Here is a 17,210-nt window from a genome sequence, read left to right on the forward strand (position 1 = left end):
AAAGATTCTATTCGCGCCAAATAAAAAGTTTAAGGGGGATTAAGTGTGGATATTTTTAGTGATTTAAAGGAACGAGGTTTAATCTATCAACACACTGATGAAGATGCATTGCGCAAACGATTAACCGCCGGCCCCATGGCCCTGTATTGTGGATTTGATCCTACGGCAGATAGTCTGCATATAGGACACTTACTGCCGCTTTTAGTTTTAAGAAGATTTCAGCTGGCAGGGCATAAAGCTATCGCTTTAGTCGGGGGAGGAACCGGATTGATTGGTGATCCCAGCGGCAAAGCATCTGAGCGGACCTTAAACCCTAAAGAGATCGTCGCCCAATGGGCTCAAAAAATCAAAGACCAATTCGGTCGTTTCTTGGACTTTGATACTCAGAACAATCCGGCCATATTGGCAAACAATTACGACTGGTTAGGATCTCTGCAAGTTATTGAATTTCTCAGAGATATCGGCAAATATTTCCCGTTGGGGGCTATGCTTGCTAAAGATTCTGTGGAAAGCAGGTTGAGTAAAGGGATTTCCTTTACGGAATTCAGTTATATGATCCTGCAATCCTATGACTATTTAAAGCTTAACGAGATGTACGGTTGTGAGATGCAAATCGGTGGAAGTGATCAGTGGGGAAATATTACGGCGGGCATCGAACTGATTCGCAGGACTTCCACTGAAGAAAAGGAAATGCATGGACTTACCCTGCCCTTGGTTACCAAGAGTGATGGGACGAAGTTTGGTAAGACGGAAGGAGGGGCCGTCTGGCTGGATCCTGAAAAAATGTCGCCGTATAAGTTCTATCAATTCTGGATGAATACGGATGACAAAGATGTGGTTAAGTTTTTGAAATACTTTACCTTCTTATCTATAGAAGAAATCAATGAGCTGGCAGAAGAGGTTGAAAAACAGCCGGAGAAGAGAAGAGCTCAGCGAGCCTTAGCGGAAGACGTTACCAAGCTGGTTCACGGCCAAGAGGCATTAGTACGGGCAGAAAATATCACAAAAGCCTTCTTTGGAGGCGGACTTGGAAATCTGACAGCTGTTGAAATCGAAGAGGGTTTCAGTGATGTACCTTCTACGGTAGTCGGAAATCCGGAAATCAGTCTTGTTGAAGCATTAGTACAGGTAGGGGCGGTTTCTTCAAAGCGCCAGGCTCGCGAGTCTCTTGAGCAGGGAGCTATTTATATTAACGATATCCGCCATACTGAACTGGAAACAACCGTTTCGCAGCTGGAACGATTGGATGGTAAGTATGTTGTCCTGCGACGAGGGAAGAGAAACTATTATTTAATCAAATTTAAGGCATAATAACTTTAGTTAAAGGCTTTACCGTACCGAATTGCCGAATATTCGACAATTCGGTACGGACTTATTGGGTGAAGTACCAGCTATAGTTTATTAATGAAAAATAACCGCAAGTTTAACCGAAATACAGGTTGACAATTTAAAAAACAGGTGTTAATATATCCAAGTGCCACAAATTTAACAGGAGAAACAAAATATTGGTTCTAAGTTAAATTATGGTTAGTGTTGACAACGGAAGTTGAAGATGCTAAGATGTAGTTCCGGCCCAAACGAGGGCGAAAACAAAATGGTCTTTGGTCTTTGAAAACTAAACAACAAGGACAGCCAATGAGAGAGACTCGCAAGGGTTTCGAAATAAATCATGAGTCAATCATCTTCTTTAAAGAAGTTTGAGATAACTTTTTTTGGAGAGTTTGATCCTGGCTCAGGACGAACGCTGGCGGCGTGCCTAACACATGCAAGTCGAACGGAGAATTGAATAAGCTTGCTTAGACAATTCTTAGTGGCGGACGGGTGAGTAACGCGTGGGTAACCTGCCCATAAAGCCGGGACAACCCTTGGAAACGAGGGCTAATACCGGATAATCTTAGATCTTGGCATCAGGACTTAAGGAAAGATGGCCTCTGAAGATGCTATCGATTATGGATGGACCCGCGTCTGATTAGCTAGTTGGTGGGGTAAAGGCCTACCAAGGCGACGATCAGTAGCCGGCCTGAGAGGGTGAACGGCCACACTGGGACTGAGACACGGCCCAGACTCCTACGGGAGGCAGCAGTGGGGAATCTTCCGCAATGGACGAAAGTCTGACGGAGCAACGCCGCGTGTATGATGAAGGTCTTCGGATTGTAAAGTACTGTCATTGGGGAAGAACGGTCTTTTTGAAAATATTGAGGAGACATGACGGTACCCAAGGAGGAAGCCCCGGCTAACTACGTGCCAGCAGCCGCGGTAATACGTAGGGGGCGAGCGTTGTCCGGAATTATTGGGCGTAAAGGGCGCGTAGGCGGATGCTTAAGTCCGGTGTGAAAGATCAGGGCTCAACCCTGAGAGTGCATCGGAAACTGGGTATCTTGAGGACAGGAGAGGAAAGTGGAATTCCACGTGTAGCGGTGAAATGCGTAGATATGTGGAGGAACACCAGTGGCGAAGGCGACTTTCTGGACTGTAACTGACGCTGAGGCGCGAAAGCGTGGGGAGCAAACAGGATTAGATACCCTGGTAGTCCACGCCGTAAACGATGAGTGCTAGGTGTAGAGGGTATCGACCCCTTCTGTGCCGCAGTTAACACAATAAGCACTCCGCCTGGGGAGTACGGCCGCAAGGTTGAAACTCAAAGGAATTGACGGGGGCCCGCACAAGCGGTGGAGCATGTGGTTTAATTCGACGCAACGCGAAGAACCTTACCAGGGCTTGACATCCTACGAATCCTTTGGAAACAAGGGAGTGCCCTTCGGGGAGCGTAGAGACAGGTGGTGCATGGTTGTCGTCAGCTCGTGTCGTGAGATGTTGGGTTAAGTCCCGCAACGAGCGCAACCCCTGTATTTAGTTGCTAACAAGTAAGGTTGAGCACTCTAGATAGACTGCCGGTGACAAACCGGAGGAAGGTGGGGATGACGTCAAATCATCATGCCCCTTATGTCCTGGGCTACACACGTGCTACAATGGCCGGTACAGACGGAAGCGAAGCCGCGAGGTGAAGCCAATCCGAGAAAGCCGGTCTCAGTTCGGATTGCAGGCTGCAACTCGCCTGCATGAAGTCGGAATCGCTAGTAATCGCAGGTCAGCATACTGCGGTGAATACGTTCCCGGGCCTTGTACACACCGCCCGTCACACCACGAAAGTCTGCAACACCCGAAGCCGGTGGGGTAACCCGCAAGGGAGCTAGCCGTCGAAGGTGGGGCCGATGATTGGGGTGAAGTCGTAACAAGGTAGCCGTATCGGAAGGTGCGGCTGGATCACCTCCTTTCTAAGGAGAACGGTTTAAGGTCTAGGCTTTAAACGAACATCCTATTGGTCGGTGCTTTCGAAGAACGAAGCTGAGAAGCTTGGTTTGGAGAAAGATCAATAAGAGTCGTAAGACTCAAGCCGAGGGATCGGCAACTCATTGGATTGAAGCTGTTGTTTAGTTTTGAGAGACCAGGAATGGTTTCTTTACAATGTGGGGGTATAGCTCAGCTGGGAGAGCGCTTGAATGGCATTCAAGAGGTCAGCGGTTCGATCCCGCTTACCTCCACCAATTTATATGTTCTTTGGTCTTGTTCTTTGAAAACTGCATAGAGAAAAGCAAATGCGAGTAAAGTCGAGAATTCACAATGAACAGTCCGCGACAGCGGACAATTCAAATAAACCTAAAAGTAGCAAATATAGGTCAAGCTACTAAGGGCGTACGGTGGATGCCTAGGCGCTAAGAGTCGAAGAAGGGCGCGGTTAACAGCGAAATGCCACGGGGAATCGTAAGCAGGTATTGATCCGTGGATACCCGAATGGGGCAACCCAACCGGAGTCATGTCCGGTTATCTGTAGCTGAATACATAGGCTTCAGAAGACAACCCGGGGAACTGAAACATCTAAGTACCCGGAGGAAAAGAAAGAATCATCGATTCCCTAAGTAGCGGCGAGCGAACGGGGAAGAGCCCAAACCAGTCCCCTTGGGGGCTGGGGTTGTAGGACCCTCTTTTAAGAATGGATTTCTAGTCGAACAGATCTGGAAAGGTCGAGCAAAGAAGGTAACACTCCTGTAGACGAAAGGAAAACATTCTGTGAGGGAATCCTGAGTACCGCGGGACACGTGAAACCCCGTGGGAAGCAGGGAGGACCACCTCCCAAGGCTAAATACTACTTAGCGACCGATAGCGAACCAGTACCGTGAGGGAAAGGTGAAAAGCACCTCGGAAGAGGAGTGAAAAAGAACCTGAAACCGTGCGCTTACAAGCAGTCACAGCACGTAAGGTGTAGTGGCGTGCCTTTTGTAGAATGAACCGGCGAGTTACGGTATGTAGCGAGGTTAAGACGGGAAGTCGGAGCCGAAGCGAAAGCGAGTCTGAAAAGGGCGAAGAGTTACATGCTGTAGACCCGAAACCGTGTGATCTACCCATGGCCAGGGTGAAGGTGGGGTAAAACCCACTGGAGGCCCGAACTCACTGTCGTTGAAAAGGCAGGGGATGAGCTGTGGGTAGGGGTGAAATGCCAATCGAACACGGAGATAGCTGGTTCTCCCCGAAATAGCTTTAGGGCTAGCCTCAATTGATGAATGACGGCGGTAGAGCACTGAATAGGCTAGGGGCCTTACCAGGTTACCGAACCTTATCAAACTCCGAATGCCGTTATGTTTAGATTGGGAGTCAGACTGTGGGTGATAAGATTCATAGTCAAAAGGGAAACAGCCCAGACCATCAGCTAAGGTCCCCAAGTATACACTAAGTGGGAAAGGATGTGGAATTGCTCAGACAACCAGGATGTTGGCTCAGAAGCAGCCACCATTTAAAGAGTGCGTAATAGCTCACTGGTCGAGTGGTTCTGCGCCGAAAATGTAACGGGGCTCAAGTGTATCACCGAAGCTATGGCTTGCGCTTCATGCGCAGGGGTAGGGGAGCGTTCTATCAGCAGAGAAGTCAAACTGGAAGGTTTGGTGGAGTGGATAGAAGTGAGAATGCCGGTATGAGTATGCGAAAAGGAAGGTGAGAATCCTTCCCGCCGAAAATCTAAGGATTCCTGGGGAAGGCTCGTCCGCCCAGGGTAAGTCGGGACCTAAGCCGAGGCCGAAAGGCGTAGGTGATGGACAACTGGTTGAAATTCCAGTACCACCTAGAAATGTTTGAGCAATGGGGTGACACAGAAGGATAGGTTAAGCCAGCCGTTGGTCGAGCTGGCCCAAGCGAGTAGGATGTAGGGCAGGCAAATCCGCCCTGCGAGAATCTGAGACGTGATGGGGAGCGAACATAAGTAGCGAAGTAACCAACTCCAAGCTGTCAAGAAAAGCCTCTAGTGAGTGACTAGGTGCCCGTACCGTAAACCGACACAGGTAGATGGGGTGAGAAACCTAAGGCGCGCGAGAAAACCCTCGTTAAGGAACTCGGCAAAATGGCCCCGTAACTTCGGGAGAAGGGGCGCTCTTAGCAATAAGAGCCGCAGAGAAAAGGTCCAGGCGACTGTTTAACAAAAACACAGGTCCCTGCTAATCCGAAAGGAGATGTATAGGGGCTGACACCTGCCCGGTGCTGGAAGGTTAAGAGGAGAGGTTAGGGGTAACCCGAAGCTTTGAATTGAAGCCCCAGTAAACGGCGGCCGTAACTATAACGGTCCTAAGGTAGCGAAATTCCTTGTCAGGTAAGTTCTGACCCGCACGAAAGGTGTAACGATCTGGACACTGTCTCAACGAGGGACTCGGCGAAATTGTAATACCCGTGAAGATGCGGGTTACCTGCGACAGGACAGAAAGACCCCATGGAGCTTTACTGCAGCTTGACATTGGATTTTGGTATAAAATGTACAGGATAGGTGGGAGACTAAGAAGCTAGGGCGCCAGCCTTGGTGGAGTCGACGGTGGGATACCACTCTTTTTGTACTGAAATTCTAACCTGGGCCCCTGAATCGGGGTTAGGGACAGTATCAGGTGGGCAGTTTGACTGGGGCGGTCGCCTCCTAAAGAGTAACGGAGGCGCCCAAAGGTTCCCTCAGCGCGGTTGGAAATCGCGCGCAGAGTGTAAAGGCAAAAGGGAGCTTGACTGCGAGACCAACAAGTCGAGCAGGGACGAAAGTCGGGCTTAGTGATCCGGTGGTACCGAGTGGAAGGGCCATCGCTCAACGGATAAAAGCTACCCTGGGGATAACAGGCTTATCTCCCCCAAGAGTCCATATCGACGGGGAGGTTTGGCACCTCGATGTCGGCTCATCGCATCCTGGGGCTGTAGTAGGTCCCAAGGGTTGGGCTGTTCGCCCATTAAAGCGGTACGTGAGCTGGGTTCAGAACGTCGTGAGACAGTTCGGTCCCTATCCGTCGCAGGCGCAGGAAATTTGAGAGGATCTGTCCCTAGTACGAGAGGACCGGGATGGACGAATCCCTGGTGTACCAGTTGTTTCGCCAGAGGCACAGCTGGGTAGCTATATTCGGATCGGATAAGCGCTGAAAGCATCTAAGCGCGAAACCGGCCTCAAGATGAGATTTCCCACGAGCAATAAGCTCGGTAAGACCCCTGAAGGAAGATCAGGTAGATAGGCCAGGTGTGGAAGCGCGGTGACGTGTGGAGCTGACTGGTACTAATCGGTCGAGGGCTTGACCTAAGAGTTGCGAAAAAGGTTTGAGTGGTTCAGGTTCAAAGATAATACTTGCAAAAGCGAAGATCTATGCAGTTTTGAGAGAATAGCGATCCATCCAAAGGAAAGCGAAGATCTCAGACATCTGGTGATAATGCCGGAGGGGTTCCACCCGTTCCCATACCGAACACGGTAGTTAAGACCTCCAGGGCCGATGATACTTGGGGCATAGCCCCTGGGAAAGCAGGACATTGCCAGGTAACAGACGAAAGACCATCTCTTAATGAGATGGTCTTTCTATGTTTGTGCGCCCGGCATGGGCGTTGTCTATAGGGTGTAAGTCCTGAACAATGAAGGTAGCAGTAATTGTAGCTCAAGGCAAGGGTGTCTGTTGCGAAGCAGAATCTAGAGGAAGCCAGCGGCAAATCTCTGGCCCGAGGACCACGAATCCTAGGCGAGGCTAGTAACAGTTGGATGAGCTTGCAAACCAAAGCAAAGTCCTTGCTATCGAAGGCTGTTGTTAGTAAATGGGGCGGGTAGATGGAGAGAAAGACAACGTTCTTACCCGGGGAGGCCTGTCGGGAACGCTAAGTATCTTGGCAACCGCACTGCAAGGTGCGGTTGAACCGGCAGGAGTCAGCAGAGGCCATATTACTCAGACGAAGATATCTCGCATGAGGAAGGGCCGAACATAAGGAAAGGGATGTAAGTAATGCGTTCGAGAAAAGAGCAAAGACAGCCGAAAATCCCGCAAGGGAGCTATCCACGGAAGGAAGCGGTGAATCCGCAGGGGTACGTGGAAGCGCCTAGCTCTTTACCGGCACAAATTACTGAACAACCCTGCGAAACAAGATACGACCTGATGGAAAAGGCGCTGGAACGAACAAACATGTTCACAGCCTTGCGCCATGTTGAGCGAAACAAGGGTGCTGCCGGAGTAGATGGAATGCCAATAAACTCCCTTCGAGCATTCCTCAAAGAGTCTTGGACCAGCATCCGAGAGCAATTGCTCGCGGGAACTTACAGACCAATGCCCATACGTCGAATCGAAATCCCGAAACCTGACGGCGGCGTAAGAATGTTAGGAATCCCTACGGTGCTAGACCGCCTAATCCAACAGGCTCTTCTACAAATTCTTACCCCTATCTTTGATCCGAGCTTCTCAGAGTATAGTTTTGGATTCCGACCAGGACGTAGCGCTCACCAGGCGGTCAAACAAGCCCGGCGATATATCCACTATGGAAGAAGATTTGTGGTGGACCTTGACCTGGCCCAATTTTTTGACCGCGTCAATCACGACATACTAATGGCTCGTGTAGCTCGAAAAATCCAGGATAAGCGCGTTCTAAAACTTATCCGAAATTATCTTCAGGCTGGAATAATGGTGCATGGTATCTGTTACCGCAGTGAGGAAGGAACCGCCCAGGGTGGTCCAATAAGCCCGCTGCTCGCCAACATTATGCTTGATGACTTAGATAAAGAACTGGAAAAACGAAAACACTGGTTCGTTAGGTATGCTGATGATTGTAATGTGTACGTTCGGAGCAAGCGGGCTGGAGAAAGAGTCATGCGAAGCATCTGCGAATTTGTAGAAGGACGTCTTAAGCTAAAAGTCAATGAGAACAAAAGTGCCGTTGACCGGCCCTGGAATAGAAAGTTCTTAGGATTTTCGTTTACAAGGGAAAAAGAGACCCGCATAAGACTTGCGCCAAAAACAGTTCAACGTTTTAAGGCAAAAGTTAGGGAACTAACGAGCCGTAGTCGCAGCATGGCTATGAATATGCGGTTTAGAATATCTTAACGTTTACCTACGTGGCTGGATGGGTTATTTCAGGATGGTTGATACACTAAGTGTTCTGCAAGCCCTCGATGAGTGGATTCGTAGAAGGCTGAGGATGTGTCTGCTAAAGCAATGGAAAGGCCGAAAACCAAGCGACGCAACCTGACTAAATTAGGTATCCAGGAAGACTGGGCAAGTTTAGTTAGTCGCTCACGTAAAGGAAACTGGCGCTTAGCGAATACCCCTCAAGTAAACAAAGCCCTTGGCCTCACCTACTGGCGAAACCAAGGGTTGATATGCTTAACGGAAACGTATCGTAACTTTTGTTAATCTTTATGAACCGCCGTATACCGAACGGTACGTGAGTCTGTCTAACAATTAGTTTTGGATTACACTAAAAAATTATAAATAAACGTGCTTTTTGTAGATTTTATAACGCTTTGATGGTTTCGAAAATAAATAGATAATTTCAAACATATTGCCTCTTTAAAACGCCATACTAATTCCTTAACTCCCATGATGTTAATCAGTCTTTTAAAATTATAAGCAAGGCAAATAAAGCATCCCTCAGTGTTGACTGAATCAAGCCCTCTCGTTAAAAAATATGTATAACCAAAATGTCTTTTAATTGTTCCAAAGGGATGCTCAACAATCGTTCCTCTTTTTCTGTAAATGTCATTTTTGTTGATGGTGTTCTTATCGATCATCTCTAAGATTTCTTCTTCTTTTATTCTTGTTACAGATCTTCCACCTTGAGATGAAGTGCAAGAAGCTTTTTTCCCACAATCCATATAATTCTTACATGTATAGCGCTTGTAATCTTTATCATTTTGTTTGCCGTTCCACTTAAATTCTAACCGGTAGCCCATTGGACATATATAAACATCATTTGCTTCATCGTATTGAAAGTTTATTTTATCAAAACCATTTTGAATTTTTTCCTGTTTCCCTTTTTGTTTTTTTATCAATATTTCTGTTCTGTCATCTGCTGCCGCTAGTATTTCAGCATATTGAAATACCCTGTATCTGCTACCACTGAGATTTCTTCTTCTTTGAATACTTGTTTAGCTTTGTCCACCATATTTGATAACTGACTCTGATCATTGACGTCATTTACTACCTCAAAGCCTACAAATAATTTATGTTTACTATCTACTACGGTTTGCATGTTAAAACAAACTTCAAATTTACCGTTATTCTTCATCGATTTTGCATCTGGGTCAGTTAAACAGACTTGTTTTTTCCCTTGCTCTTTAAGGTCTTTTTTGAGAGTGTTCAATTGCTCTATTCTAGCATTATAACTTTGGATCTTCTCAGTCATGGTTTGTTTCAGAGTTTTATCTTCTGTGGTGTTTAAAAAGTCGCTGATATATTCTTCAATCTTAGACTCATAATATTCTATCTTCTTTTTTATTATGTTTTCATTATAATGCTTACCTTTTGCATTGTTTGCCTTTATCTTTGTGCCGTCAATAGCTATGAGATTACCATCAATAAGCCCGAAGCCTTTTAACATGAGTGTAAATTCTTTAAATAGTTGCTTAATCGCCTTCTTGTTATTTTTCATAAATGCAGAAAGGGTTCCGTGATCTGGTGTAATTCTACCTATAAGCCACATTACTTCAGTATTTCTAGTTGCCTCAGCTTCCATCGCACGTGATGACCTGATTCTGTTCAAATAGCAGTATATATATAATTTAAGCAAATCTTCTCTTCTATATGGTTTTTGTCCGGCATCTTGAGCAGAGAAAACTTCAAAACCTAATTCCTCCAAATTTAAACTATCCACATAAGCATCAATCACTCTTACTGGATTATCTTCACTAACATAATCATCTAAGGTATAGGGGAAGAAGTTAATTTGCTTTCTATTTGCACCTTCAATATATGGCATGCTATCACTCCCTTGTAGTATATTTCGACAGTGACAGCCATTCTCTTCCTATTGTCGGTAACTTTTACATAATTGTTAGACAGACTCACGTACGGTGGTGTGAGAAGACGGCGGAGAAACTCCGCCTCTTACTCGATTATAATACTGCAAGTGCGTGAAAGAATCTGGGGGGGCGGGGTTCCACCCGTTCGGATCCACATTGGAGGAGTTTTCGTCACGAAGCATTCCTTAGGTGGGTGGCTCGAAGTGAATAAATTGGCTTGACACCTGCTGTTTACAGTTGTAGTATAATATCAATTACATATGTAAACGTAGACGCGAGAGGGGATTTTGAACTTGAAAAATATACCCAATATAACCGCTGCAGAATGGGAAATAATGAAAATCTGCTGGATGAAGCCGGCTCCCTGTACTGCAAATGAAATCGTAAAGGCTTTAGAGGAATTAACTGACTGGAAGCCAAATACGATTAAAACTTTAATTGGACGACTTGTGAAAAAAGGGGCACTCGGCTTCCAAGAAGAAGGCCGGGTCTATATCTACAGTCCATTAGTGACAGAGGAAGAGTGTATCCAAGCAGAGAGCAAATCCTTTCTTGCTCGTGTTTTTGGCGGGGCACTAAAACCTATGCTGGTTACCTTTCTTCAAGAAGAAAAACTCTCTCGGGACGACATTGAAGAACTGAAACAGCTCCTTGAAGAGAGGAAGGAGTAATGATGCTAACGCTTTTACAGGCAAATTGTCTTAGCTTTTTTCACTGGGTTATGATTACATCTGCCAAAGCAAGCATTTTCATTATTTTTCTCCTGGGGGTAAAATTGGTACTTAGACATAAAGTGGGGGCACGCTTTCAGTATGGACTGTGGTCTGTGTTGTTCATTGGTTTAGTGTTGCCTTGGACACCTAATAGTCCGGCAAGTGTCTATAATTATCTCAACTCTTCTCGCCTGCAGGAGATAGTGTCGATGATTGCCCAAACCACGCAGGCATCTTCAGTTAACCTTGCAAACCAACAGCCAGGTTTCGCCCGGATGACAGTTGCGGAGAGTCAGTCTGACCAGGGGGTTATCAGCTCGGAAGCCCGGCGGGCAAAGGATGAAAATGCGAACTCATGGCTGGCTGCCCTGTTCGCATACAGGCTAATTTATTATATTTGGCTATTAGGGGCCTTGACGTTGACAGTCCTCATCATCGGCGTTAACCTACGGTTTTCAAAAAACATTGGACAGGCTTTGGTGACCGACCCAAGTTTACTTGCGGAGTACAATAAACTCAAAGCAGAGTTGAAGATAAAAAGGGAGATTCCCCTGCATAAATCGAGGCGGATCAACAGTCCATCCTTATTAGGATTAATCCGTCCAAAGTTACTGCTGCCCATGGGGATTGAACAAACATTTAGTATAGAACAGGTAAACCATATATTTTTACATGAGCTGATCCATTTCAAACGTAAGGATATCTGGATAAATTGCTTAAGCCAGGTCTTGTTGACCTGTCACTGGTTTAACCCACTGATTTGGTATGCTTTTTACAAGATGAAGGAAGACCAGGAGATAGCCTGTGATGCTTTAGTGACTTCTCGAATTAATCTGGAGCAAGCTCAGGACTATGCCTACACACTCCTTAAGTTGGCCGAGACCTATAGGACGGCTCCGCGTATGGCAAGCTTAGCAAATTTGTCCGGTTCCAATTCACAAATCAAGAAGAGGCTAATCATCCTTAGCAAGAGAAGGCATAAACAGACTTCACCTAAATGGTCATTGTTTGCAGGTTTGATGATAGGATTGATAGCCTTGGCGGTTTTCAGCAGTACTCAAGGGGAAGCAAACCCGGCTTTGGGGCAAAACGCTGCAATATCTCAGGGAAACAGTCAAGGAGAAGCCCCCGGAGCTGTTAAAGGGACTGCAGATACCAGTCCGGGTATCACAATCGAGGATATTGCCGGACCAAATTACAAAGGTAAAGTGATGCTGATCAAAGATCCTACCCGAGTAGAATTAGCGGTAACTAAAGAAATCGGTGTTAGGGGAGAGAAGGTCAGTGACCTGGTCAAGGATATGGGGGGGATTGCCGGAATTAATGCCGGAGGGTTTTATGACACGGACGGCAAGGGGACCGGAGCTTTCCCAGACGGCTTAACTGTTAAGGACGGGGAACTGGTTCACAATAATGTGGGAGAAAAGGAAGTCAATATGGTTGGATTTGATGATCAGGGGAAGATGGTTCTAGGCAGCATGGCGGCCAATCAATTGGAAGGGCGGCACCTACATGAAGGGGTTTCCTTTGCGCCTAATCTAATCGTAGAAGGCAAATCGGTCATTTCAGGGGACGGTGGGTGGGGGATCGCCCCCCGGACTGGGATCGGCCAAAGGGCGGATGGGACCGTTATTTTCGTGGTTATTGACGGACGCCAATCTTCTTGGAGCATGGGGGCGACCCTAAGAGACCTTACGCAGGTTTTTGAGGATTATGAGGCTGTGAATGCAGTCAACCTGGATGGTGGTTCTTCCTCAGAAATGGTTTATCAGGGCAGTGTCCTGAATAAGGTTTCGAACATCTTTGGCGAACGTTATGTTCCTACAGCCTTTGTAGTTAAGCCCTAGAATGTAAATGAGTTGTTTTTTATGTGAAAGAAATGGAGGTAGTATGGGGAAAATCAGAAAAATAAGTATTAAGAGGATTATGGTGTTTTTTATCTTCAACTTAGGTTTCTCCGTAATTCTAACTCCATTGTTCGTTTTCTGGGGGCCATTTGAAGGAACAAAGACATTGGCGGTGGGGTCTATTCTCTCGTCGAGACATCCACAGGTTGTTAAAGCCTTCCTCTCTGATGAAAAAATCAGCGAAATTGTCAACAAGTATGACAACGCGGCGCCTTCTGATGGTCCAATTCGGCATACTGTATCCGATGCATCCGCTGGCATTACGATTGAAGATATTAAAGGTAAGGCCTTTAAAGGCAAAGTAATGCTCATAAAGGACCCCAAACGGATAAAAGTCGCTGTGACCAAGGAATTGGGAGTCACAGGTGAACGGGTAAGTGACTTCGTCAAAGATACAGGCGCTATTGCCGGCATAAACGGGGGAGGATTTTATGATCCCAACGGTGCAGGAAACGGAGCTTACCCTGATGGCTTGACTGTACATAATGGAGAAATTGTCCATAATAATATTGGCAGCAAGAGTACAGAGGTTGTGGCCCTTGATAAGGACGGCAAACTGATCGTTGGACCAATCACGGCGGATGACGTTAAAAAGAAAAACATTCAGGAAGCGGTTTCGTTCTGGCCGGCCTTAATCCAGGACGGGAAAAAGGGTGTATTTCAAGACTCATTTTGGGGAGTTGCCCCGCGAACGGCCATTGGGCAGAAAGCTGATGACACGATCATTCTGGTAATCATCGATGGCCGGCAGCCAACCTGGAGTTGGGGGGCAAAAATGAGCGACCTCTATAATCTTTTCCTGGATTATGGTGCAGTTAATGCGGCCAATCTAGATGGCGGTTCTTCGACAGAACTCTTTTATAAAGGAAAAGTCATTAATAAACTTTGGAATTGGGCAGGTGAACGCTACCTGCCGACGGCCTTTGTGGTCATGCCGGAATAACAGCAATTAACGAATGGTTTTGCAGCAGGCTCTGAAAGGTACTCAGTAATCGCCGTTGTAAAAGGAGAAGGTACTCATGAAGAAGAAACTGCGTATCCTATTAGTTTGGATCTTAGTTTCCCTCATTTTCCAATTCGGAGGACACTGGCTTTTAAACCTCCAGATTCAAAAAGTTATGGGACTGGGGGTTGTAAATAGTGAACTGCCGGTTACGGCCCGGCTCAAAGCATCGATTCCAGGTTCTGAGCTTAGGAATATACAGGTTTCTTACGCTAAGGATTATTTGGCTTATATGGAGAAGGATACCCTTAAAGTATTCAACTTAAAAAAGGAAAAGATAATCTTTGAAAAAATATCGCCGTCGGCCACAGATCATACATTGGGAGTTTTAACGTATCAATGGCTGCCGGATCGGAATATCTTGCTCTATTTTTATGCCAGGAAAAACCCTAATGAGGTGACAACTGTCAAAGTATACCCCTCTCAGACTGTACCACCAGCCCCTGCAATGGATCTGAAAACAGAAGACCCAAATCAGGCAAAAAACCTGACCCAGGAGGCTTCTTTAGAACCCAGGTATGAAAAACGGTATGGAAGTCCGCAGCTTACAGAACTATATTCCCTGGAACTCCCGAATAGTGACGAAGATGAGGAGCCTAATGACCGGCTGAATTCTTTTGATCCGCCCAGTGGCAGTGAAGAGATTTCCGCAGGCGGAAAACTGGAGAAATTTGTTGTTGCAGCCTCTACTAATTTGATGTACTTAACTGTCTCGAATGGCTCAGCACAACAACTCATGAAAATAGACGTTAACAAAAAGGTGAGTAGCCGAAGCAAAGCAAGAGAAGTTATCGAGAATATGGCGGTCTCTGACCGCTGCGCAACACTTTACATGGACAGCAAAGTGGGGTCTGTCCGGCAAGTTGTTGCTATTCAGAATCTTGAAGCTTCAAAAAAAGATCAGCGTCTGGTCATCTCTAAAAATGCCAAGGATAGGATCTTGGGAGTCAGAAAAGGAAAAGTGTATCTTGGAGAAGTAGAAAATAATCAACTAGTTAAGATAAAAACGACGGAAGACCTTGAAGGAATGAAAGAGAATCCTGTCCTGAAAACTGAATGGCAAGGCTCGATCCCCTATCCTGACAATATTCGTACCCTCATTGGAGTTCAGGGTGAGGTCATCGTCTATGATAATCAGACTGCTTATATTGTTAGAGACGGTCAGCTGTCAGAGGTCAAGCTGCAGGGCGATGAAAATTATGTCTCAGCTGACGGCGCTGAGCTGATTCAGCTGAGTAAAGCTGGAACATCTACCCGGGTAGAATTGCAACCCCTTGAACCATAAGCTCCTGGTAACGAAGGTTATCTTAGGCAGGAAATGATTTTTCGAGGTCTTTCAGGTCCCAATAGGATAGAAGAATAATTTAGGCATTCAGAGAAGAAACGCTTACCCGGAAGGACGAGCGTTTCTTCTCTTTGATGGCTGGTGATACATTTTTTTTAATTGCCTTAAACAAAAGATAATTAACTGAATAATAATAATAAATAGAAAATTAAGAAAAGTATATTTAAATTCGGGTTTGAGTGTGCTAAAATATGTAAAATGAATGAGACGATATTCAGTTTTGCGGAAGGGGATATGACGATGAGTTCTATTGCCTCAGAAAGACCCTGGTTTCAATTTTATGAATCTTATGTACGGAAACAACTTGAAATACCTGAGCTAACCTTAATAGGGATGTTCAAACAAACAAAGCTGAGGTTTCCGAATAATCCGGCTTTGATTTTTGCCGGAAAGTCGATCTCCTATAGTGAGATGGATATACTTATTGAACGGATGTCCAAAGCCTTAGTCCAAAAAGGTGTAAAAAGAGGAGATCGAATCTCCATATTCATGCCCAACAGTGCCAACTGGGTGATTTCCTTTTTTGCTATTCAAAGGGTGGGAGCGGTAGTTGTTCAGACCAACCCACTTTACGTTGAGAGTGAATTAAAAGCTTTGCTGCAGGATTCTGAAGCTGTAGGAATTATTTCTATTCCTCAGCTCTTACCTAGGATATCAGCAATTCAAAAAGAAGTAGGACTTAAGGTTATTGCTTTAGACTTTCTGAGCCATTATTCTGGATTAGCAGGTTTAAATTTAGCCGATAGCCGGTTATATATGGACATTGAAGAACAACTCAAGAACGCCGATTTAGACAAGTTGGGCTCCCTGCCCTGGGAGACAAAACCGGAGGATATTGCCGTACTGCAATATACCGGGGGCACAACAGGAGTTGCCAAAGGGGTTATTTTGACACACCGCAACTTAGTGGCCAATGCAATTCAAGCCGGAGAGTGGATTGGCGCAAGTGAAGGGGAAAGAGTTCTTACGGTATTGCCTCTATTTCATATATACGCTTTGACGGCCTGCATGAATCTTTCAATTCTATGTGGTGGGGTTATGATTATCTTACCCAAGTTTGATATTGATGCCGTACTCCAACATATTAACGATTATGCGCCCACGTTTTTCCCAGGGGCTCCAACTATGTATGTAGCGGTCATTAATCACCCCAAGATTAACGAATACAAAGTGTCCTCCATACGCTGCTGTTTAAGCGGGTCTGCCCCCCTGCCCAAGGAAGTTGCCCTGCGCTTTGGGGAGCTGACGGGAGGAAGGCTGGTTGAGGCCTATGGGTTATCTGAAGCAGCGCCGGCTACTCACTTAAACCCCATCTTCAATTCCCGTGTCGGCTCAATTGGAGTTCCCGCTCCTAATACGGATGCTAAGATTATGGATTTGGAGAAAGGAACAGAGGAGCTGCCGCCAGGTGAGATTGGAGAGTTAGTCGTTAAAGGGGATCAAGTCATGGCAGGCTATTGGCAAAAACCTGAGGAAACGGCAGCAGTCTTGCGGGATGGTTGGCTGTATACCGGGGATATTGCCTATAGAGATGAGGATGGATTCTTCTATATTGTTGATCGGAAGAAAGACATGATTATTTCCGGAGGCTATAATGTCTATCCCCGTGATGTCGAAGAAGTCTTATTTACGCATCCGGCAGTGAGAGAAGCAGTGTGTGCAGGAATACCTAATCCCTATTGGGGAGAAATGGTGAAGGCCTATTTAGTTATTAAAGAAGGGGCAAGTTTAACAGAACAGGAGATCATGAACTATTGTCAAGGCAAACTTGCAGCCTATAAAATTCCCAAGAAATTTGAGCTTCGTGAAAGCCTGCCGAAGACGGCTGTGGGGAAAGTTTTACGCCGCTTCTTAGTTGAAGAAGAGCGGGAGAAAATGCTAGAGCAAACAAATGCCCAAGTAGCCGCAGCAAAAGAGACGGCCCTGAGTATGTAAAGCTGCATGGGAATATGATATGATTTTT

9 protein-coding genes, 1 tRNA gene, 3 rRNA genes and 1 pseudogene are annotated in these 17,210 nt (G+C 46.0%); 12 read left to right on the forward strand and 2 right to left on the reverse strand.

What is annotated here, in order from left to right; translation table 11 throughout:
* Nucleotides 1–45: 45 nt before the first annotated feature.
* The 7 genes and pseudogenes from tyrS to ltrA all read left to right on the forward strand — a co-directional run bounded on the left by tyrS (nucleotide 46) and on the right by ltrA (nucleotide 8,672).
* Entirely contained in the window at nucleotides 46–1,311 is a 1,266-nt protein-coding gene (gene tyrS / locus DESOR_RS00790) for a tyrosine--tRNA ligase (RefSeq protein WP_014182716.1), read from the forward strand.
* A gap of 398 nt (nucleotides 1,312–1,709) precedes the next feature.
* Nucleotides 1,710–3,275, forward strand: a 16S ribosomal RNA gene (locus DESOR_RS00795).
* Between the two features lie 194 nt (nucleotides 3,276–3,469).
* Nucleotides 3,470–3,545: transfer RNA gene (locus DESOR_RS00800), tRNA-Ala, on the forward strand.
* 130 nt (nucleotides 3,546–3,675) lie between these two features.
* A 23S ribosomal RNA gene (locus DESOR_RS00805) occupies nucleotides 3,676–6,589 on the forward strand.
* A gap of 117 nt (nucleotides 6,590–6,706) precedes the next feature.
* Nucleotides 6,707–6,822 (forward strand): 5S ribosomal RNA (rrf, locus tag DESOR_RS00810).
* Together the 16S, 23S and 5S rRNA genes with 1 tRNA gene alongside form the textbook arrangement of a ribosomal RNA operon.
* Before the next feature lie 267 nt (nucleotides 6,823–7,089).
* Nucleotides 7,090–7,257 carry a hypothetical protein gene (locus tag DESOR_RS29175; RefSeq protein WP_158308990.1) on the forward strand — a complete coding sequence of 56 codons (168 nt, stop codon included), beginning with the start codon at nucleotides 7,090–7,092 and terminating at the stop codon, nucleotides 7,255–7,257.
* A 167-nt stretch (nucleotides 7,258–7,424) separates the two neighbouring features.
* Nucleotides 7,425–8,672: pseudogene (gene ltrA, locus DESOR_RS00815) on the forward strand (group II intron reverse transcriptase/maturase).
* 59 nt (nucleotides 8,673–8,731) lie between these two features.
* Here ltrA and DESOR_RS27185 read toward each other — a convergent pair.
* On the reverse strand, nucleotides 8,732–9,310 hold the full coding sequence (locus DESOR_RS27185) for a transposase (RefSeq protein ID WP_052304263.1): 579 nt from the start codon (nucleotides 9,308–9,310) through the stop codon (nucleotides 8,732–8,734).
* 26 nt (nucleotides 9,311–9,336) lie between these two features.
* Nucleotides 9,337–10,236 carry a transposase gene (locus DESOR_RS27190; protein ID WP_081468444.1) on the reverse strand — a complete coding sequence of 300 codons (900 nt, stop codon included), beginning with the start codon at nucleotides 10,234–10,236 and terminating at the stop codon, nucleotides 9,337–9,339.
* 336 nt (nucleotides 10,237–10,572) lie between these two features.
* Here DESOR_RS27190 and DESOR_RS00825 point away from each other — a divergent pair, with 336 nt between their 5' ends.
* The 5 genes from DESOR_RS00825 to DESOR_RS00845 all read left to right on the forward strand — a co-directional run bounded on the left by DESOR_RS00825 (nucleotide 10,573) and on the right by DESOR_RS00845 (nucleotide 17,182).
* Nucleotides 10,573–10,950, forward strand: coding sequence for a BlaI/MecI/CopY family transcriptional regulator (locus DESOR_RS00825; RefSeq protein ID WP_042330654.1), 378 nt, complete (start codon nucleotides 10,573–10,575; stop codon nucleotides 10,948–10,950).
* Nucleotides 10,950–12,839 carry a M56 family metallopeptidase gene (locus tag DESOR_RS00830; RefSeq protein WP_242832425.1) on the forward strand — a complete coding sequence of 630 codons (1,890 nt, stop codon included), beginning with the start codon at nucleotides 10,950–10,952 and terminating at the stop codon, nucleotides 12,837–12,839. Before DESOR_RS00825 ends, DESOR_RS00830 begins: the two co-directional genes overlap by 1 nt.
* A gap of 43 nt (nucleotides 12,840–12,882) precedes the next feature.
* A complete protein-coding gene (locus tag DESOR_RS00835) occupies nucleotides 12,883–13,842 on the forward strand; it encodes a phosphodiester glycosidase family protein (protein ID WP_014182719.1) in 960 nt (319 codons plus the stop codon).
* A 76-nt stretch (nucleotides 13,843–13,918) separates the two neighbouring features.
* Nucleotides 13,919–15,187, forward strand: coding sequence for a hypothetical protein (locus tag DESOR_RS00840; RefSeq protein WP_014182720.1), 1,269 nt, complete (start codon nucleotides 13,919–13,921; stop codon nucleotides 15,185–15,187).
* Between the two features lie 294 nt (nucleotides 15,188–15,481).
* Nucleotides 15,482–17,182: a long-chain-fatty-acid--CoA ligase gene (locus DESOR_RS00845; protein ID WP_014182721.1), complete on the forward strand. Its 1,701-nt coding sequence runs from the start codon at nucleotides 15,482–15,484 to the stop codon at nucleotides 17,180–17,182.
* The last annotated feature ends 28 nt before the right edge of the window (nucleotides 17,183–17,210 follow it).

The sequence above is a fragment of the Desulfosporosinus orientis DSM 765 genome (assembly GCF_000235605.1).
Classification (GTDB): domain Bacteria; phylum Bacillota; class Desulfitobacteriia; order Desulfitobacteriales; family Desulfitobacteriaceae; genus Desulfosporosinus; species Desulfosporosinus orientis.